Below are 19,329 nucleotides of genomic sequence, written 5' to 3'. Positions count from 1 at the left end.
CGCCCATAGTCGCAAATCGCCCGAAATGCTATTCCCGCAGGCCGTGGCACGGCCGATCGTCCTGCGCATCTTCTGACCTTGACGTAAACGTAAACCCGTCATAGTCTTTGCTCATGAACACGCGCACCAGCATTGCCGGCATCGAGCTTCCCGATGACCGTGACCAGCAGAGCTACAGCATCACCGACCTCAGCGAGGAGTTCGGCGTCACCGCCCGTGCCCTGCGCTTCTATGAGGATGAAGGACTGATCGCACCGGAGCGCCAGGGCCTGGCCCGCGTCTATTCGCGCCGCGACCGCGCCCGCCTTGCCTGGATCCTGCGCGGCAAGCGCGTGGGCTTCAGCCTCAACGATATTCGCGAGATGATCGACCTCTATGACGCCGACGAGGGTCATGAGGAACAGCGCCGCGTGACGATCGACAAGTGTCGCGCGCGCATCGACCTTCTGACCCGCCAGAAGGACGATATCGATGCCGCCATCGCCGAACTGGCGAGCTTCATCGGAACGATCGAGAAATAAGCCGGAGCCGCATCGTCGGCTCCCCCGCAGCAGAACAAAAACGCCTGGAGAAGATTCATGCCCAGCTACAACGCCCCTGTCCGCGACACCCGTTTCGTGCTCGACCATGTCGTCGGGCTGGAGCGCTACGCCAATCTGCCCGGTTTCGAGAATGCGACCCCCGATCTGGTCGAGGCGATCCTGACCGAAGGCGGCAAGATCGCGTCGGAAGTGCTGTTCCCGATCAACGCCGTGGGCGACAAGGAAGGTTGCACCCGTCATGCCGACGGCAGCGTCACCACGCCGACCGGTTTCAAGGCGGCCTATGACCAGTTTGTCGAAGGCGGCTGGACCACGCTGCACGCGCCGACCGAATTTGGCGGCCAGGGCCTGCCCAATGTCGTCGCCACCGCCGTCACCGAATATGTGCTGTCGGCCAACCAAGCGTTCGAAATGTATCATGGCCTGACCGCCGGCGCGATCGCCGCGCTGATCGCCAAGGGGAGCGACGAACAGAAGGCCACCTATCTGCCCAACATGGTGTCGGGCGTCTGGACCGGCACGATGAACCTGACCGAGCCGCATTCCGGCACTGACCTCGGCCTCATCAAGACCAAGGCCGTGCCGAACGGGGATGGCAGCTTCGCGATCAGCGGCACCAAGATCTTCATCTCGGCCGGCGAACATGACCTGGCGGAGAATATCATCCACCTCGTCCTCGCCAAGACGCCGGGCGCGCCCGACAGCAGCAAGGGCATCTCGCTGTTCGTCGTGCCCAAGTTCATCGTCAATGAAGACGGCTCGCTGGGCGACCGCAATGCCGTGTCCTGCGGCTCGCTCGAACACAAGATGGGCATCCACGGCAACGCCACCTGTGTCATGAACTATGACGGCGCCAAGGGCTGGCTGGTCGGCGAGGAGAATAAGGGCCTGGCTGCCATGTTCATCATGATGAATGCCGCGCGCCTGGGCGTCGGCCTGCAGGGGCTGGGCCAGGGCGAGATCGCGTTCCAGAACGCCGTCCATTATGCCAAGGACCGTCGCCAGGGCCGCGCGCTCACCGGCCCCAAGGAGCCGGAAGAAAAGGCCGACACGCTGTTCGTCCACCCCGATGTCCGCCGCATGCTGATGGAAGGCAAGGCGCTGACCGAGGGCCTGCGCGCGCTGATCCTGTGGGGGGCGCTGCAGCATGACCTGTCGCACAGCGCCGCGACCGAGGAAGAGCGCCAGGCGGCCGACGATCTGCTGCAGCTGCTGACCCCGGTGATCAAGGGCTATGGCACCGACAAGGGGTTCGACGTTGCGGTGTCGAGCCAGCAGGTGTTCGGCGGCCATGGCTATATCTGGGAAAATGGCGTCGAGCAGTATGTTCGCGACGCCCGCATCGCCCAGATCTACGAAGGCACCAATGGCGTGCAGGCGATGGACCTGGTCGGCCGCAAGCTGCCGATGAATGGCGGTCGCGCGCTCCAGGCCTTCCTCAAGATCCTGGCCACCGAAATCGCCGAGGCCAAGACCAACGAGAAGCTGGCGAGCTTCGCCGATGCGCTCGAAAAGGCCAAGGGCCAGCTCGAAGCGGCGACCATGTGGCTGATGCAGAACGCGATGAAGAACCCCGACAATGCCGGGGCTGGCGCGCATCATTACATGCACATCCTGGGCATCGTCGCCACCGGCCTGATGTGGCTGCGCATGGCGAAGGCGGCCACCGGCCTGCTCGACGCGGGCGAGGGCGATGCCGGCTTCCTGGAAGCCAAGCTGGTCACCGCGCGCTTCTTCGCCGAACGCATCATGCCCGACGCCGGTTCGCTCCGCCGCAAGATCGAGGGCGGCGCCGACACGCTGATGGCGCTCGACCCGGACATGTTCCTGGCAGCCTAATCAGCCTTAATCCCGCCCTGCCGCGCTTTCGGGCCGGGAGGGCGGGCATTCGCCGATGCGGCGGCCGTTGAGCAGATAGCGGTCCTCGGTTTGAAAACGCCCGGTGTCGGTGTTGGCGAGCATCAACCCTTCAATCCGCTCGGCCGTCAACTGCGCGCTCAATCGCATATCGATCGTGCCATAACGTGAAGGACAGGAGCGGGTGACACTCAGCCGCCCCTCCTCCACCTCCATGCGCGCCATCATGCAGCCCTGGTGTCCCTCGCGCTCGAAATGATCGTCGACAAATTGCCGCAATGTCTCCGCATCACTGCGGCTGAGGCATAGCTGATAGCGATAGCCCGGTGGCGGCGGCGGCGGCGCCCGTGACGGGCGGGGGCCAGTCGTTGGAAGACCCCGCGTCTGGCTGAACATCCGCCCCTTCTCGATCTCCCACAGACCCGGCCTGATCCGGTAGCGCGATCCGGTGACGAGGATGTCCGCATCCCGCTCGGCCGGCGGCAGGCTGATCTGCGGACCGGGCAGCGCGACCGAAGCGACCGGTTGTCGCGCCTGCTCCAGCGCAGCGGGACGAACGAGGACCACATTCTCCGCCTCCATATCCGCATCGACCAACGCCGCGATCCGGTCGCTGACGCAGGCCTGCGCCTCGCGCCGTCGGCCATGACCATCGGCTACGCACTGGCGCACGAACTCGCACATCGCCTGATCGACCCGATCCTCGCCACTACTGCGCGTGATCGTGCAGCGGACAAGGTCGCGGCCGCGCACATCATAGTCGATGCCCACCTTGCGCAGCTTGGCGGCGGTGACGACGATTGGATCGTCCGCATCGGCCGCGACGAGCAACGAGGACAGAAGCATCAACGCGCCTGTCGCGATCGATCGCATGTCCCGCCTCTCCTGCTCTTTCCTTGGCCAAGGATCACCCGAAGCGCGCCGCCATGCAAGTCCGAACGAAGGCGCAACGATCCGCTCTGGCCCTGCCCCCTTTTCACCGATAGACAGGGATGATGGACAGCCCGCCGCCGGCACAGGATGTGATCCCCCACCGCCCGGTGCGGACGCTGGGGCTGGCCGCCTGCATCGCGCTGGTCATGGGCAATATGATCGGATCGGGCGTGTTCCTGCTGCCCGCTGCACTCGCGCCCTTCGGCTGGGATGCGGTCGCCGCCTGGGTCTTCACCATCGCCGGCTCCTTGATCCTGGCCTTCGTGATCGCCCGGCTGACCGTCGCCATGCCCGACGCCAATGCCGCGCAGATGAGCGCGCGCGCCTATGGCCCGCTGGCCGGCTTTGCGATCGGCTGGATCTACTGGCTGTCGATCATCATCACCAATGTGACGATCGCGGTCGCGGCCACCGCCAACCTGTCCAGCCTGCTGCCGGTGCTGAACCGGCCGGGCATGGGCGCGCTCTGTTCGATCGGCTTCATCTGGCTGACCACCGCGATCAACCTGCGCGGCGCCCATGCCGCCGGCACGGCGCAACTGGTGACGACGATCATCAAGGTTATTCCGATCCTGGTCGTGCTGGTGCTGCTGGCGCTGACGATCGGGCGCGGCACGGCGGAAATCGTGCCCTTCCCGGCCCAGGGCTTTACCGGCAGCGGCATCACGGCAGCAGCGGCACTGACGCTGTGGGCCCTGCTCGGCTTCGAATCCGCCTCGGTCGCGGCCGACAAGGTCAAGGATCCCGCCCGCACCGTGCCGCGCGCAACGATGATCGGCACGGCCGTCACCGGCCTGCTCTATCTGTTCGTCTGTTCCGGCATCGCCCTCACTTTGCCCGGCGCGGAAAGCCAGACCGGGTCGCCCTTCGGCGCCTATGTCACCCATTATTGGTCGGCCGGTCCCGCCAGCCTGATCGCGACCTTCGTGGTTATCAGCTGCCTTGGCGCGCTCAATGGCTGGACCCTGTTGCAGGGCGAGGTGCCGCTGGCGATGGCGCGCGCGGGCGAACTGCCGGCCTGGCTGGCGGGCACGGATGCGCGCGGTACGCCGGTGCGCGGATTGATATTGTCGAGCATCCTTGCCAGCCTGCTGCTGGTCGCCAACAGCCTGCAAGGGCTGGTGGCCTTGTTCACCGCCATGGCGCTGCTCGCGACATCGGCGACGTTGTGGCTCTATGTGGGTTGTGCGCTGGCCGCGCTGCGCTTGCGGATTGCCGTACCCGCCGCAGCGGTCGGCCTCGCCTATGCCTGCTGGACTTTATGGGGCGCGGGTCTCATTCCCAGCGGCGCCAGCTTCCTGCTGATGGCGGGCGGCCTGCCCTTCTACTGGTGGGCGCGGCGCACCAGCGCCACGCCCTGACCAGCCAAGTGGGGAGGATCAATCCCCCCACAATTCCTTGAGCTTGCCGAAGAAGCCGCTCGATTGCGGGCATTCCTCGCCGGTCTCGGTCTCGCGGAAGGCCTCCAGCAGTTCGCGCTGCTTGGCCGTCAGCTTGGTCGGCGTCTCGACATCGACCTGGACGACCAGGTCGCCCTGACCGCGGCCGTTCAGCACCGGCATGCCGGCGCCGCGCTGCTTGATCTGCTTGCCCGACTGGATGCCGCTCGGGATCTTGATCTCATGCCGCTGGCCATCGAGGCCCGGCACTTCGATCATCCCGCCCAGCGCCGCCGTCGTGATGCTGACCGGCACGCGACAGAATAGCGTGGTGCCATCCCGTTCGAAGATGCTGTGCCGCTTCACATGCAGGAAGATGTAGAGGTCGCCCGCCGGCGCGCCACGCGCACCGGCCTCGCCCTCGCCCGACAGGCGAATGCGGGTGCCTTCGTCGACGCCCGCCGGGATATTGACCGACAGCGTCTTGGGCCGATCGACCCGGCCTTCGCCGCGACAGGATTTGCAGGGGCTTTCGATCACCTGGCCCGCGCCATGGCAGCTGGGGCAGGTCCGCTCGACCACGAAGAAGCCCTGCTGTGCCCGCACCTGGCCATGGCCATGGCAGGTGCCGCAGGTCTTGACCCCGGTACCCGGCTGGGCGCCCGAACCTTCGCAGCTGTCGCAGGCGGCCGACACCTCGATCTGGATCTCGGTCTTCTTGCCATGATAGGCTTCGTCCAGCGTGATTTCGAGATCATAGCGCAGGTCCGCGCCACGGCGCTGCTGCTGGCGTCCGCCACCACCGCCGCCAAAGCCGGCCTGGCCAAAGATCGTCTCGAAAATATCGCCAAGGTCGGAGAAACCACCGGCACCGCCGTGGAATCCGCCGCCGCCGCCCTGTTGCTGCTGCTTGAACGCGGCATGACCGAACCGGTCATAGGCCGCCCGCTTCTGCGGATCCTTCAGGCAGTCATAGGCTTCGGAAACGGCCTTGAACTTGGCCTCGCTGTCGGTGCAGCCCCCGGTCTTGTCCGGGTGATATTTCATCGCCAGCTTGCGATAGGCGCTCTTGATCGCGGCCCCGTCGGCTGTGCGTTCTACTTCGAGCAGTTCGTAATAGTCGATTTCGGTCGTCATCTCGCCCTCGGCGCGCACGGTCCCCGGCCTCGCTCCGAACGGATGCACTGGTCAGAAACCAGCATGTCCGCCCGAAGCGAAGTCGAGAAGCGTTTCATGGGGCTTACGCCTTGTTGTCGTCCACTTCGGAGAATTCGGCGTCGACGACGCCGTCATCGGCCTTCGGCGCTTCTGCCTCCGGCGAGGCTGCAGCAGCCTGCTCCTTCTCGTAGATCGCCTGGCCCAGCTTCATCGCGACGGTCGCGAGTTCCTGCGCCTTGGCCTTCATGGCTTCGGCGTCGCCGCCTTCGATCGCCGACTTGGTTTCGGCAATCGCGGCTTCGATTTCGCCCTTCAGCGACGCGTCGACCTTGTCGCCATGTTCGGCCAGCTGTGCCTCGGTCGTGTGGACCAGGCTTTCGGCGTTGTTCTTGGCTTCGGCCGCTTCACGACGCTTCTTGTCCTCTTCGGCGAAGCGCTCGGCATCCTTGACCATCTGGTCGATGTCGGAGTCGCTGAGGCCGCCCGAGGCCTGGATGCGGATCTGCTGTTCCTTGCCGGTGCCCTTGTCCTTGGCGGACACGTTGACCAGGCCGTTGGCGTCGATGTCGAAGGTGACTTCGATCTGCGGCACGCCGCGCGGTGCCGGCGGGATGCCGACCAGGTCGAACTGGCCGAGCAGTTTGTTGTCCGCCGCCATTTCACGCTCGCCCTGGAACACGCGGATGGTCACCGCCTGCTGATTGTCGTCGGCGGTCGAATAGACCTGCGACTTCTTGGCAGGGATGGTGGTGTTGCGGTCGATCATGCGGGTGAACACGCCACCCAGCGTCTCGATGCCGAGGCTCAGCGGGGTCACGTCGAGCAGCAGCACGTCCTTGACGTCGCCCTGCAGCACGCCGGCCTGAATGGCGGCACCCATGGCGACGACTTCGTCCGGGTTCACGCCGGTGTGCGGTTCCTTGCCGAAGAATTCCTTCACGGCTTCGCGCACCTTGGGCATGCGGGTCATGCCGCCGACCAGGACGACTTCGCTGATTTCGCTGGCGGTCACGCCGGCGTCGGCCAGAGCCTTCTTGCAGGGCTCCATCGTGCGCTTGATGAGGTCGGCTACCAGACGCTCCAGATCGGCGCGGGTGATCGTCTTCACCAGATGCTTGGGACCATTCTGGTCCGCGGTGATGAAGGGCAGGTTGACTTCGGTCGACTGGGCCGAGGACAGCTCGATCTTCGCCTTTTCAGCGGCTTCCTTCAGACGCTGGAGGGCCAGCTTGTCCTTGGTGAGGTCGATGCTTTCCGCCTTCTTGAAGTCGGCAGCCAGATATTCGACCAGCTTGGCGTCGAAATCTTCGCCACCCAGGAAAGTGTCGCCGTTGGTCGACTTCACTTCGAACACGCCATCGCCGATCTCCAGGATCGAGATGTCGAAGGTGCCGCCGCCAAGGTCATAGACGGCGATGGTCTTGCCGTCCTGCTTGTCGAGGCCATAAGCGAGCGCGGCCGCGGTCGGCTCGTTGATGATGCGCAGCACTTCGAGGCCCGCGATCTGGCCGGCGTCCTTGGTCGCCTGGCGCTGGGCGTCGTTGAAGTAGGCGGGAACGGTGATGACCGCCTGCGTCACGGTTTCGCCCAGATAGCTCTCGGCGGTTTCCTTCATCTTCTGCAGGATGAAGGCGCTGATCTGCGACGGGCTATATTCCTCGCCACCGGCCTTGACCCAGGCGTCGCCATTCGGGCCCTTCGCGATGTCATAGGGGACGAGTTCCATGTCCTTCTTGGTCATGGGATCGTCGAAGCGGCGGCCGATCAGGCGCTTCACCGCGAAAATCGTGTTGTCCGGATTGGTGACAGCCTGGCGCTTGGCCGGCTGACCGATCAGACGTTCGCCATCCTTGGCGAAGGCGACGATCGACGGCGTGGTGCGCGCACCTTCCGCATTCTCGATCACCTTGGGCTTACCGCCGTCCATCACAGCGATACAGCTGTTGGTGGTGCCAAGGTCGATACCGATAACTTTTGCCATTTGTGTCCTCTTTGAACCCCAAAATAAATTCAGCGGTTGACGGCCCCATACCTCACGTAAGCGCCAAGGCAAGGCCGGTTTGCGCAAGGGATATAGGCGCGCTTTCGCTTGGCACAAGGATCAGGCGCGATTAGTCAGGCATTGACCGGAAACGAGACAGTCACGGAGCCCTGATCCATGCGTGCGCCCCTTGCCCTTATTGCCCTCGCCGCGCCGCTGGCCCTTGCCGGCTGCGGCGACCCCGCGCCCAGCTATGTCGACCAGGCCTGGGTCCGGCTGTCGCCCAACAAGGATACGCCGTCGGCCGGCTATTTCGTCGCGCATGGCGGCGATGCCGGGGTGCAGTTGCGCGGGGTGATGACCGACTATGCACTCAAGGTCGAGATGCATGAGAGCGTCGGCAAGGACGGCATGATGTCGATGCAGCCGATCGAAAGCGTCGATGTGCCGGCCAAGGGCACGGTGGCCTTCGCGCCGGGCGGCAAGCATCTGATGATCTGGGGCGTCAACGATACCGCGATCAGCCGGGGCAAGATGCAGCTTACCTTCCTGATGTCGAACGGCGACCGGTTGCTGGTCGATGCGGTGATCCGCAAGCCCGACGGCAGCGCACCGGCGGCGCCTGCTGCGGGCAATGCGACGGAAGAGCATAAGGCGCATTGACCAGCCGCCCGCTGACATTTGAGGAGGCCGCGCTCGCCCGGACGATGTTCGGCGGCGCGATCGCCTATGACCGGGTGCGGGTCCACAACCGGAAATGGTGGCCCTTCCAGCCGCGCGCGGTGACCATGGCGCCCGACGGCGACCTGTGGTTTCATCCCGAAGGCGGCCTCTTCTGCGACGATTTCTGCGCCAGCCCGCTCAGCCTGCAGGGCCTGTTCATCCATGAGATGACCCATGTCTGGCAGGCGCAGCGGTCGGGCAAATATTGGCTGCCGCTGATGCGCCACCCCTTTTGCCGCTATGACTATGCGATCGAGCCGGGCAAGCCCTTCGCCCGATATGGCATCGAGCAGCAGGCCGAGATCGTCCGCCATGCCTTCATCCTGCGCCAGGGTGGCCGGGTGGACGGCAAGCCGGGGATCGCGGTTTATCAGGCGCTGTTGCCGTTTACCGTGACCTGATCGCTCCCTTCACCCACCATGGCCGCTGCGACAGCCATCAGGAACGACGCTGCGGCTGAGCGAGGCGGTGGAGAAGATATCGGCTTCGGGCAGGCTGTGGCTGTAGGTGAGGACCGCGCTGGTCAGCCGCTCCGTCGCGTCATCATTGGCGTCATGGATCGTCGCCGCGATGATCGCGCCATCGTCGAGCACATCATAGGTGCGCAGATTGCCGTCATCGGCCACCGCGATGCGCGAAACCGGGCCATAGCGACCGCCGGTCTCCCGCCCCAGAAATTCCTTGGCGACCAGCTTGCGGTTGGCGTTGACGCCACAGGCGGCGGCCGCGAGTGACGGCGAAGTTGACACTTCACCAGTGCGCACGTCGAGATGCTGCGCCTCCCCCGTGGCGCAATTGGCGACGATGCGCTCGCGCGGGGTTTCGACCCGGTGACGGTCGCCCTGATGATATTCGGCCGCCCATTCCTTGAGCTGCACTTCCTCGCTGGGCGTCACCACATTCCAGGTACAGACCGCATATGTCGCTTTCGTTGTCCGCGTCAGCGCCAGCACCGCGTCCACATCTTTAGGGGGAGCCGCAGCCGTCAGCAGCAAGGGCAGCAGGATCATCCCCTGACGTCCAACAGGTTTCCGCATCGCCGGCACCTCCTTGATCGATCGGCACCCAAGCTAGAGCCTGATCGCGCGCGCGCAATGGGCAAAGAAAAAGGGCGGACCAGATGGCCCGCCCTCTTCGGATTTCCGGCATGATGCCAGAGGCTTAGTATACGCGCGCCTTCGGCTTGATATACTCGGCCTCGTCGGTCATCGTGTAGTCGTGGACCGGACGATAATCGAGCGTCACCTTGCCGCCCGAACCACCCCAGCCTTCGAACCAGCTGATGGTGTGCTTCATCCAGTTTTCGTCGTCGCGGTTCGGAAAATCCTCATGCGCATGGGCGCCGCGCGATTCCTTGCGGGCCTCGGCGCCTTCCATCGTGCAGATGGCCTGGCTCATGAGATTGTCCAGTTCCAGCGTCTCGATCAGATCGGTGTTCCAGATCAGCGAACGGTCGGCGATCTTGACGTCCTGCAGGCGCTTGTTGACCGCCTGCATCTTGACGACGCCGTCGGCCAGCAATTCGCTGTCGCGGAACACGGCGGCATGCTTCTGCATGGTGCGCTGCATGTCCATGCGGATGTCCGCCGTCGAGGTGGTGCCGTTGGCGTTGCGATAGTGATCGAGGCGCGACAGCGCCAGATCGGCCGCATTGGCCGGCAGCGGCTTGTGCGGGGTGTTGGGCTTGAGATTGTCCTTGAGGAACAGGCCGGTCGCGCGGCCGAACACGACAAGGTCGATCAGCGAGTTGGAGCCCAGGCGGTTCGCGCCATGGACCGACACGCAGGCCGCTTCACCGACCGCGAACAGGCCCGGCACCACGACTTCCGGATCGTCGCCGACCTTGGTCACCACCTGGCCATGATAGTTACAGGGGATGCCGCCCATATTATAATGGACCGTCGGGGTCACCGGCAGCGGCTGGCGGGTCAGGTCGACACCGGCAAAGATCTTGCCGCTTTCGGTGATGCCCGGCAGGCGCTCGGCCAGAACCTTGGGGTCGATATGGTCGAGGTGCAGGAAGATATGATCCTTGTGCTCGCCGACGCCACGGCCCTCGCGCATTTCCATCGCCATCGAGCGCGACACGACGTCACGCGACGCCAGATCCTTGGCCGACGGGGCATAGCGTTCCATGAAACGCTCGCCTTCGGAATTGGTGAGGTAGCCGCCTTCGCCGCGCGCGCCTTCGGTGATCAGCACGCCCGCGCCATAGATGCCGGTCGGGTGGAACTGGACGAACTCCAGATCCTGCAGCGGCAGGCCGGCGCGCAGCACCATGCCGCCGCCGTCGCCGGTGCAGCTATGGGCCGAGGTGGCCGAGAAATAGGCGCGGCCATAGCCACCGGTCGCCAGCACGACGGCATGGCTGCGGAAGCGGTGGATGCTGCCATCTTCCATGCAGATGGCGATGACGCCGCGGCATTCCTTGCCGTTCGGGCCATCTTCCATGATCAGGTCGATGGCGAAATATTCGATATAGAAGTCGGCGTCATACTTCAGGCTCTGCTGATAGAGCGCGTGCAGCATGGCGTGGCCGGTGCGGTCGGCGGCGGCGCAGGTGCGCTGCACCGGCGGGCCGGCGCCCATATTCTGCATGTGGCCGCCGAAGGGACGCTGATAGATGGTGCCGTCCTGGTTGCGGCTGAACGGCACGCCGGCATGTTCCAGCTCGATCACGGCCGCCGGCGCTTCGCGCACCATATATTCGATCGCGTCCTGGTCGCCCAGCCAGTCCGACCCCTTGACGGTGTCGTACATGTGCCAGGTCCAGTGGTCGGGGCTGTTGTTGCCGAGCGAGGCGGCGATGCCGCCTTGCGCCGCCACGGTGTGGCTGCGGGTCGGGAACAGCTTGGTGATGCAGGCGGTCTTGAGACCCGCTTCGGCGCTGCCCATGGTGGCGCGCAGGCCCGAGCCGCCGGCACCCACGACGACGGTGTCGTAGGTATGGTCGATGATCTTGTAGGCTTCGCTCATTACTTGACGACCCCGATGAAGGCGATCTTGGCGATCGCGAAGACGCCCGCGGCAGCGCCGGCATAGGCATAGAAGTTCAGCAGCAGCATCGAGAAGAAGGCCAGGCCCTTGTCGTGGACATAGTCCTCCAGCATGACCTGCATGCCCAGACGCAGATGCATGAAGATGCTGACGACCATCAGCATCAGCGGCACGGCGACCAGCGGATTGTGGATCCAGTTGACCACGCTCTCATAATCGAGGCCGGGCAGCGCGATCAGGCTGAAGAGCAGCCACAGCACCAGCAGCAGATTGCCGATGGCGGTGTAGCGCTGTGCCAGCCAGTGGTGCGCGCCATGCTTGGCCGAGCCAAGACCGCGGACGCGGCCGATTCCGGTTCCGGTACCCATCAGAATTTCCCCAGGCAGATCGCGGCCCAGAAGGCGGCGGTGGCGATCGTCGACAGCACGAAGGTCAGGATCGACCAGGTCTTGCTGGTCTTGAGATCATAGCCCGCGCCCATGTCGAGCACGAAGTGGCGCAGACCCGAGAAGAGGTGCTGGAAGAAGAACCAGGACAGGCCCGCCATGACCAGATAGCCGATCGGCGAGGTCGCGCAGGTGACGAAGGTGGCATAGGCTTCCGGGCCGGTCGCGGCGGCCATCAGCCACCAGATGAGGCCAAGAGCACCAGCGGTGGCCAGGCCATTGCCCGTCACGCGGTGAATGATGGAGACGGCCATTGCCGGCCCCCATTTCCAGATCGTCAAATGCGGCGAGAGCGGCCGGCTTGTGGTTCGCGCCATGTCTACCCAGGTCCCTGCTATGTCCTTTGAGTCCGCTCCCCTTAGGAGCGAAGACGCCGAAGGGCAAGCCGCGCGGACCATGTCGATGCGCGCGCCCAAATAAGAAGTGATTAACCAAATGGCGCTATCACCGCCTGGTTCGTCCTGACACCTATTTGGGGTTCTGCAATCCATGACTTCCGCCACCACGCCCAGGAACGCCATCGCCCAGATGCTGGCCGAAGTGGACCCCCGCGGTGATCTGGCCCGTGGCATGGCCGAAATCGAGCAGCTGGTTGCCGACGATGCGGTCGTCGCCGCGCGCACCTTCTTCTCCACCTATATGGACAGTTCGGGCCTGCGAAACCGGTTGCAGCCCACGACGCTGGCGAAGATCGAGACCGCCGCGCATGAATATATCCGCCAGAAGCTGCGCCATTACAGCGCCGGCGACTGGGCGCTATCCTCCACCGCCTGCGTCCGCCACGCCCGCAAGCACGGCATTTCCGTGCGCGGCGTGCTGCTGCCCGTCGCCGCCGCCAACGAGAAACTGACCGATATCATCTGGGAACGCGCAGCCGACGACGCCACCCGGCGCCGGCTGGTCGACATCATGGCGCAGGTCGGCATGGTCGATGCCGGGCTGATGGCCAATGTGATCGCGATCGACGATGCCGAAAGCCAGCGCAATGCGCGCCAGCAGTTCGGCGTCCTGTTCGAGCAGCGCATCATGGGCGAGATCGACGGCGCGTCGCAGCTGGGCGAATCGCTGCGCGAACAGGCCAAGGATGCCTCCGCCGCGACCCGCGGCATGCTGGGCAAGGCGTCGGAAGTCGCCGCCGCCGCCGAACAATCCGCCCTTGCGATGCGCGAGGCCGCCCGCACCTCGGCCGGCCTGATCCGCGCCATCGAGGACGCGCGCACCGAAGTGGAAAGCGCCGCCGAAGTGGCACAGCGCGCCGCGTCGCAATCGGGCGACGCCGTTTCCATGTCGGCCACCCTGTCGGACCATGCCAAGTCGATCGAATCGATCCTGGGCCTGATCCGCGACATTGCCGGCCAGACCAACCTGCTGGCGCTCAACGCCACGATCGAGGCCGCCCGTGCCGGTGACGCCGGTCGCGGCTTTGCCGTGGTGGCGCAGGAAGTGAAGAGCCTGGCCAACCAGACCGCCCGCGCCACCGACGAGATTGCCGGCAAGATCGCCGCCATCCAGGCATCGACCCGCCAGTCGGTGGAAACCAACGAGCGCATCCGCGACACCGTCGGCGAAGTGCAGGCCAGTGCCCAGCGCATCCGCCACGCCATGGACGCCCAGGCCCAGACCGTGACGATGATCACCGCCGCCGTCGACGAGACCGCGCTGGCCGCCGACTCGATGTCGACCACCATTTCGGCGATCCGCCAGGACACCGAAGTGGTCGCATCGGAAATCGACCAGCTGGAACGCGGCTTCATGAGCGTCGAGGGCAAGCTGTCCAGCCTGCGGCATGCCTCCAGCGACTTCGGCCGCCAGGTCGCCTGAGACTGGGCTGAGGCCGGGCTGCAAATAGCGCCTTTCTGCGCTTCCGGTGCTCACGTGCTTCAAGCACGCTGCGTCGGACCGAGGCACGTGACTCGGTCCGAGGTTCTCGAAAGTCACTATTTTCGCTCCGGCCTGAGCCAATCTGACAATTGCCAGATGCTTCCCCTCTTCCCTCTGCTGGTCTAAAGGCGGCGGCATGAATGATGTCGCTGCGCCAGCCGCCCAGAGCTGGAAAGTCACCCTGCCCTGCACCCGCGCCGAAGCGGAGGCGCTGGACGGGGACATCGCCGCCTTCGCCCTGATGGAGCATCCGCCGGTGCTGATGACCAGCGAGGCGGAGCCGGACGACGAGAATAAGTGGCAGCTCGACGCCTATTTCGAAGGCAAGCCGAGCCCGGCGGCGATCAAGCTGCTCAAGACCCTGGTGCCCAGCGCATCGGGCATCAAGCCGCAGGTGGAAGCGCTGCCCGACGAGGATTGGGTGACGATGAGCCAGCAGGGGCTGGAGCCCGTCACCGCCGGCCGGTTCCATGTGCGCAATGTCGCCAGCGATCCCGAACAGCCCGGCCATGTCAATTTCCTGATCGAGGCGAGTCGCGCCTTTGGCACCGGCCAGCATGAGACCACCGCCGGCTGCCTGGCGATGATCGACCGGATGCGCAGCGTCGGCATGCGCTTCCGCAATGTCGCCGATATCGGCACCGGCACCGGCCTGCTCGCCTTTGCCGCGATGACATTGTGGCCGCGCGCCCATGCGATTGCTTCCGACATCGATCCGGTGGCGGTCGACATCAGCCGCGAGAATGCCGTGGCGAACGGCATTGCCCTGGGCGGGGGCGCCGGCCAGTTGGCGCTCTGCACCGCCGCCGGCGTGGACCATCCCGCGCTGGTCGGTCGCGCGCCCTATGATTTGCTGATCGCCAACATATTGGCCGGACCGCTGATCGAACTGGCACCCTCGCTCTGCGCATTGGTGGAGGATGGCGGCACGATCGTGCTCGCCGGCCTGCTCAACGAACAGGCCGATGCGGTGATCGCCGCCTATCGCGCGCAGGGCATGCGCCTCGCCGAACGCAGCGATCGCGGCCATTGGCCGACTTTGCGCCTGCGCAAGCGCCCGCAGATCGGCTGGAAACGCCCCCGCCGCATCAATGCCGCCGCGCGTGGCGAAGCCCCCGGCTTCGGCAGCATCTGACTTTCCCCGACTTATCCACAGGAGACGCTTTCATGGTCCTCACCCGCCAGACGATCATCCATGACGGTCCGGGCGGCCCGTTCGAAAGCGTCGCCGTGGTCGACGATGCCGCCGCCGGCCCGATGCCGGGCATTCTGCTGGTGCCCAATGTCCTGGGCACCAAGGAAGCCGACTTCCTCTATGCGGAGAAGGTCGCGGCGCTGGGCTATGCGGTGCTGGTCGCCGACGTCTTTGGGCAAGGCAAGCGCACCACCCGCGAAGATCCCGATGCCGGGCGCTACATGAACGAACTCAACGCCGACCGCGCGCTGCTGCGCGATCGGATGCTGGGCGCCCACGCGCTGCTCAAGGATATGCCGGCGGTCGATGCCGCCCGCACGGCCGCGATCGGCTTCTGTTTCGGCGGCAAATGCGTGCTCGACCTGGCCCGCGCGGGCGCCGACATTGCCGGCGGCGTCAGCTTCCACGGGGTCTATGAGGCACCGCCCTTCCCCAACGCCACGATCACCGCGAAGCTGCTGGTCTGCCATGGCTGGGAAGACCCGATCGCCCCGCCCGAGGCGACCGTTGGCCTGGCGAAGGAACTGACCGAGGCGGGCTGCGACTGGCAGATTCATGCCTATGGCCATACCGGCCACGCCTTCACCGACGAAAGCGTCCATATGCCCGAAAAGGGGCTGGCCTATAGCGCCGACGCCGACCGGCGCAGTTTCCGCGCGATGGTGAATTTCCTGGAGGAACTGTTCGACTAAACTGCGAGCAGCCGCTCCACCGCTGCCGCGATCGCGAACAGGCGCTGGTCCTGACCGGACCGCGCCATCAGCATCAGGCCGACCGGCAGGCCGCCCTCGCGCGGCAGCGGCAGGGAAATGGCGCACAGGTCGAAGCTGTTGCCGAGGCCGGTATTGCGCAGCAGCAGCCGGTTGCGGGCGACGAAGGCGTCGGCATTCGCCACTTCGGCCTGAGTCGGCGCGACGATCGGCGTGGTCGGCAGGACGAGGACGTCCAGTCCGGCCAGACGCGCGTCCATCGACCGCACCAGCGCAGCGCGCTCCACCAGCATCTGCCGGTGGCGTTCGGGCGTCACGTCGCGGCCCGCCTGCATCCGTGCCAGCACGATCGGATCGAAATCCTGCGCACGGGTCGCGATTCGATCGCGATGAATGGCATAGGCCTCCACCGAGGCGATCGGCACCGGTGACTGGAGCGCCTGCATCGCATCGAATTGCGGGAAAACCTCGTCGCTGAGCGTCATGCCCGCCCGGCCCAGCCGCGCCAGCGCATCGGCAAAACGCGCCGCCACGGTCGCGTCCAGATCGGCCAGCGGCAGACCCTGCGGAATCCCGGCGCGCAGCCCCTTGAGCGGCGCAAGGTCGAGCCGGCGGGGCGCCTCGCCCGCCAAGATCGCATCGGTGCGGAAACAGGCATCGACGCTGGTCGCGATCGGTCCGATCGAATCGAGCGTGGGCGACAGCGGAAAGGCGCCATCGGTCGGCACCCGCGCCTTGGTCGGCTTGTAGCCGACGACACCGCACAGCGCGGCGGGAATGCGGCAGGAACCGCCGGTATCGGTGCCGATCGCGATCTCGCACATCTGATCGGCCACCGCGCCGCCGCCGCCGCTGGTCGATCCGCCCGGTACGCGGGTCCGGTCAGCGGGATTGCCCGGCGTGCCATAATGGGGATTCACGCCGACGCCGGAAAAGGCGAATTCGACCATGTTGGTCTTGCCGACGATCACCGCGCCGGCCTGCTTCAGCCGAGCAACGACCGGCGCATCGGCGGTGGCGGGCGGCGCGTCGGCCAGGATCAGCGAACCGGCGCGGGTCGGTTCGCCCGCGACATCGAACAGATCCTTGATGCTGACGATCGCGCCGTCGATCGGCGAGAGCGGCGAAGCGGCGCGGGCATCGGCCGCGTCCGCCGCCGCCCGTGCGCTGTCGGTATAGAGGGTGAGATAGGTGCGCCTGCCCTCCCCCGCCGGGTCGGCGATGCGCGCGAGCGCCGCTTCCAAACGCTCGCGCGACGGACGGGATTTGGCGATGGCCGGCGCGCCGACGGTGCCGAGCGCCATGGCGCCACCGGCGCCGTGCAGGATCGTCCGTCGCGTCACGCCGCCATGCTCCATCTATTGCCCCCCGATCAGCCCGGTCAGATATCCTCGATCATCTCCGCCAGCACCGCCAGGCAATCCTTGCCGAGCTGCGCCGAACGGGCCGGCGACCAGCCGAAATCGGCGTCGGGCAGATCGTCATTATCCTTGAACGGCATTTCCAGCGTCATCGCGACCGCGCCGAAGCGTTCGGCCAGCTGGTTGGTCGACATGGCGAGATTGGCCTTGCCGCCACCCGCCACCGGATAGCCGAGGCGCGTCTGGAAATCGGGCGTCCGGGCCGCCAGCGTGTCGCGATAACGATGATAGAGCGAGAGTTGCCGGTCGGTGATCGAGGGAATGCCCTCGAAGCCGGCCAGGAACACCGCCGGGATCGCCTCGTCGCCATGCACGTCCATGGCGAAATCGACGCCGGTTTCATCCATCGCGGCACGGACCAGATAGACTTCCGGGCTCTTGTCCATCGATGGCTCATGCCATTCGCGGTTGAGATTGATGCCCGCCGCATTGGTGCGCAGATGACCGCGCCGGCTGCCGTCGGGATTCATGTTGGGGACGATGTGGAAGGTCGCCTTCTGACGCAGATAGCGCGCCACCGCGTCCTCGTCGTCGGTCAGGCGCTCCAGCGCGCCTTCCATCCACCACTCGGCCATGCTCTCGCCGGGATGCTGGCGGGCATAGAGCCAGACATTCTTGGGGCCTTCGCCGACGCTCAGCATGTCGAGCGGCTGGCCGTCCAGCGTCAGGCCCAGTTCGCGATGCTCGACGCCCGGCTGGCAGGCGGCCCAGGCGACCAGATCATGATGGCGCTCCATCGAATAGGGCGCGAAATAGGCAAGCCAGACGGCATTGCTGTCGGGCGAGAGGCGGATCGTCAGCGTGCCGTCGGCATAATCGGTATCGGCCTGAAGCCAATTCTCGCGATCCTCGCTCATCCGCGCCTTGTAGCCCGGCCAGCCGTCGGGATAGGCCGAACCCGCGCAGTTCACGATCGCCAGTTCCACTTCACGTCCGGCGGCGCCCGCCAGACGGAAATGGAACCATTGATAGAAGTCGCTGTCCTTGTCCTTGACGATTTCCAGCTCGGCGCGGACGCCTTCTGGACTGTCGGTGATGGAAAGGACGCGGATGTTGCCGCTGTCGAAGGCGCTCGAAATGGAGATGGTCATTTGACCGTTATAGTGCGCCCGGATTCGCCCGGATAGCCCCCGAGGAGGGCAGCGGCGAGCTTTTGCGCGACGGCGCGCGGCTGCGACTCGGGCGTGCCTTCACGCGATTCGGTCGAGGCGCGGCCCTCCCAGATGGCGGCCTGATCGCTGCGACGGCGAATCTGGATCTGCAATTCGGTGGAGACGATATCCTTGGGCTTGCCCGACAGGTTGATGCCGACGCCCAGCCCCAGGCCGGAATAGCCGCCACTGCCCAGCGCCCCGCCAACGCCGACGCTGACCGGCTTGTCATTGCGCGCGGTGCCGGTCGGGCGGAAGCTGCGGCGGAAGCCGACCAGCGCGACATAGTCGCTGCCTGCATCGCCCGCATTGGTGAAGCCGACCCGCTGCAACTCCTGGCTCACCGCCCCGGCATAGGTGCGGAATTCGAGGCCAACGTCCGGATTGCCGGGGATTTCCTGTACCGCGATCGATCCGGTCTGTGCCGGGCTGCCATTGTGGAATCGCGTCACCTCCACCGACGGCACCGTCGCGCAGGCGGCGAGCGACAGGGCAAGGCAGGAGGAGAGGATGATCTGTTTCAACATGCGATTGCACTCCAACGGGACTATGTCCAACACGCCGCCGACATAGCATTCCCTTCCAACGGGTGAAGCCATGACTTGGCTGCATGCAGGATGAACGGTGGCAAAAGGCGGTGGCCTGCGCTTGACTTTCGGCCGCCTCCCCCATAGGGGCTGCGCTTCGATTTTTCCAATCAGACATGATTCCAGAAGGCTGACAATGAAGATCCGCAACTCGCTCAAGTCGCTCAAGGGCCGCCACCGGGACAACCGCGTGATCCGTCGTCGTGGCCGGACCTACGTCATCAACAAGACCAACCGTCGCTTCAAGGCCCGCCAGGGCTAAAAGCGCGGACGGATCGGCTCGCCGATCCTCCGGACCTTCCAAAGGTCTTATTGAGCGCCCGATCCCATGGATCGGGCGCTCAACGTGTTGGCGCGGCATTTTCACG

The 19,329-nt window shown here is 65.5% G+C and carries 19 protein-coding genes; 9 read left to right on the top strand and 10 right to left on the bottom strand.

The features are described from left to right. The first annotated feature begins 113 nt into the window (after window positions 1-113). Together CG471_RS09030 and CG471_RS09025 are read left to right on the top strand one after the other, a co-directional pair. Window positions 114-521 carry a MerR family DNA-binding transcriptional regulator gene (locus CG471_RS09030; RefSeq protein ID WP_004210206.1) on the top strand — a complete coding sequence of 136 codons (408 nt, stop codon included), beginning with the start codon at window positions 114-116 and terminating at the stop codon, window positions 519-521. 57 nt (window positions 522-578) lie between these two features. Then, entirely contained in the window at window positions 579-2,381 is a 1,803-nt protein-coding gene (locus CG471_RS09025; RefSeq protein WP_048936367.1) for an acyl-CoA dehydrogenase C-terminal domain-containing protein, read from the top strand. A gap of 6 nt (window positions 2,382-2,387) precedes the next feature. Here CG471_RS09025 and CG471_RS09020 read toward each other — a convergent pair whose 3' ends face one another. Next, complete coding sequence (locus CG471_RS09020; RefSeq protein WP_099231631.1) at window positions 2,388-3,272, bottom strand: DUF3617 family protein; 885 nt, start codon at window positions 3,270-3,272, stop codon at window positions 2,388-2,390. Window positions 3,273-3,394: 122 nt separating this feature from the next. On the opposite strand from CG471_RS09020, the gene CG471_RS09015 reads away from it, so the two are divergent. Continuing rightward, window positions 3,395-4,693, top strand: a complete 1,299-nt coding sequence (locus CG471_RS09015) for an amino acid permease (protein ID WP_099231630.1) — start codon at window positions 3,395-3,397, stop codon at window positions 4,691-4,693. 18 nt (window positions 4,694-4,711) lie between these two features. On the opposite strand, the gene dnaJ is transcribed toward CG471_RS09015, so the two are convergent. Both dnaJ and dnaK read right to left on the bottom strand, forming a co-directional pair. Next, entirely contained in the window at window positions 4,712-5,848 is a 1,137-nt protein-coding gene (gene dnaJ, locus CG471_RS09010; protein ID WP_010339306.1) for a molecular chaperone DnaJ, read from the bottom strand. 103 nt (window positions 5,849-5,951) lie between these two features. Beyond that, window positions 5,952-7,850: a molecular chaperone DnaK gene (gene dnaK, locus CG471_RS09005; protein WP_004210200.1), complete on the bottom strand. Its 1,899-nt coding sequence runs from the start codon at window positions 7,848-7,850 to the stop codon at window positions 5,952-5,954. A 177-nt stretch (window positions 7,851-8,027) separates the two neighbouring features. On the opposite strand from dnaK, the gene CG471_RS09000 reads away from it, so the two are divergent. Both CG471_RS09000 and CG471_RS08995 read left to right on the top strand, forming a co-directional pair. After that, window positions 8,028-8,513 (top strand): copper chaperone PCu(A)C, encoded by a 486-nt coding sequence (locus CG471_RS09000; protein WP_037506266.1) that lies wholly within the window; start codon window positions 8,028-8,030, stop codon window positions 8,511-8,513. Then, window positions 8,510-8,974 (top strand): vgr related protein, encoded by a 465-nt coding sequence (locus CG471_RS08995; protein WP_099231629.1) that lies wholly within the window; start codon window positions 8,510-8,512, stop codon window positions 8,972-8,974. Before CG471_RS09000 ends, CG471_RS08995 begins: the two co-directional genes overlap by 4 nt. A 9-nt stretch (window positions 8,975-8,983) precedes the next feature. Here the strand turns inward: CG471_RS08995 and CG471_RS08990 are convergent, their stop codons facing one another. From CG471_RS08990 to sdhC, 4 genes are all read right to left on the bottom strand, one after another. Next, entirely contained in the window at window positions 8,984-9,610 is a 627-nt protein-coding gene (locus tag CG471_RS08990) for a hypothetical protein (RefSeq protein WP_099231628.1), read from the bottom strand. Window positions 9,611-9,734: 124 nt separating this feature from the next. Next, the gene (gene sdhA / locus CG471_RS08985) at window positions 9,735-11,549 is read right to left on the bottom strand and encodes a succinate dehydrogenase flavoprotein subunit (protein ID WP_010339302.1); all 1,815 of its coding nucleotides are present in this window, start codon (window positions 11,547-11,549) and stop codon (window positions 9,735-9,737) included. Beyond that, the gene (gene sdhD, locus CG471_RS08980; RefSeq protein WP_004210192.1) at window positions 11,549-11,938 is read right to left on the bottom strand and encodes a succinate dehydrogenase, hydrophobic membrane anchor protein; all 390 of its coding nucleotides are present in this window, start codon (window positions 11,936-11,938) and stop codon (window positions 11,549-11,551) included. Before sdhD ends, sdhA begins: the two co-directional genes overlap by 1 nt. Continuing rightward, the gene (gene sdhC / locus CG471_RS08975; protein WP_004210189.1) at window positions 11,938-12,270 is read right to left on the bottom strand and encodes a succinate dehydrogenase, cytochrome b556 subunit; all 333 of its coding nucleotides are present in this window, start codon (window positions 12,268-12,270) and stop codon (window positions 11,938-11,940) included. The genes sdhD and sdhC overlap by 1 nt, the downstream gene beginning before the upstream one ends. A 235-nt stretch (window positions 12,271-12,505) precedes the next feature. Here sdhC and CG471_RS08970 point away from each other — a divergent pair, with 235 nt between their 5' ends. From CG471_RS08970 to CG471_RS08960, 3 genes are all read left to right on the top strand, one after another. After that, a complete protein-coding gene (locus CG471_RS08970) occupies window positions 12,506-13,837 on the top strand; it encodes a methyl-accepting chemotaxis protein (protein ID WP_180275653.1) in 1,332 nt (443 codons plus the stop codon). Window positions 13,838-14,033: 196 nt separating this feature from the next. Further along, on the top strand, window positions 14,034-15,032 hold the full coding sequence (locus CG471_RS08965; RefSeq protein WP_004210185.1) for a 50S ribosomal protein L11 methyltransferase: 999 nt from the start codon (window positions 14,034-14,036) through the stop codon (window positions 15,030-15,032). Window positions 15,033-15,064: 32 nt separating this feature from the next. Continuing rightward, a complete protein-coding gene (locus CG471_RS08960; RefSeq protein ID WP_099231626.1) occupies window positions 15,065-15,784 on the top strand; it encodes a dienelactone hydrolase family protein in 720 nt (239 codons plus the stop codon). Here CG471_RS08960 and CG471_RS08955 read toward each other — a convergent pair. The 3 genes from CG471_RS08955 to CG471_RS08945 are packed head-to-tail and all read right to left on the bottom strand — an operon-like array spanning window position 15,781 to window position 18,901. Beyond that, window positions 15,781-17,145, bottom strand: a complete 1,365-nt coding sequence (locus CG471_RS08955; protein WP_257211483.1) for an amidase — start codon at window positions 17,143-17,145, stop codon at window positions 15,781-15,783. The genes CG471_RS08960 and CG471_RS08955 overlap by 4 nt on opposite strands. Before the next feature lie 38 nt (window positions 17,146-17,183). Next, window positions 17,184-18,314 (bottom strand): M14-type cytosolic carboxypeptidase, encoded by a 1,131-nt coding sequence (locus CG471_RS08950; RefSeq protein WP_017499327.1) that lies wholly within the window; start codon window positions 18,312-18,314, stop codon window positions 17,184-17,186. Beyond that, the gene (locus tag CG471_RS08945; RefSeq protein ID WP_004210178.1) at window positions 18,311-18,901 is read right to left on the bottom strand and encodes a DUF4136 domain-containing protein; all 591 of its coding nucleotides are present in this window, start codon (window positions 18,899-18,901) and stop codon (window positions 18,311-18,313) included. The genes CG471_RS08950 and CG471_RS08945 overlap by 4 nt, the downstream gene beginning before the upstream one ends. A gap of 196 nt (window positions 18,902-19,097) precedes the next feature. Here CG471_RS08945 and ykgO point away from each other — a divergent pair, with 196 nt between their 5' ends. Continuing rightward, window positions 19,098-19,223: a type B 50S ribosomal protein L36 gene (ykgO, locus tag CG471_RS08940; RefSeq protein ID WP_004210176.1), complete on the top strand. Its 126-nt coding sequence runs from the start codon at window positions 19,098-19,100 to the stop codon at window positions 19,221-19,223. Window positions 19,224-19,329 lie beyond the last annotated feature (106 nt).

The sequence above is a fragment of the Sphingobium sp. IP1 genome, from assembly GCF_002708645.1.
GTDB classification, from domain to species: Bacteria; Pseudomonadota; Alphaproteobacteria; order Sphingomonadales; family Sphingomonadaceae; genus Sphingobium; species Sphingobium yanoikuyae.
This window is presented reverse-complemented; position numbering and strand designations above follow the sequence as displayed.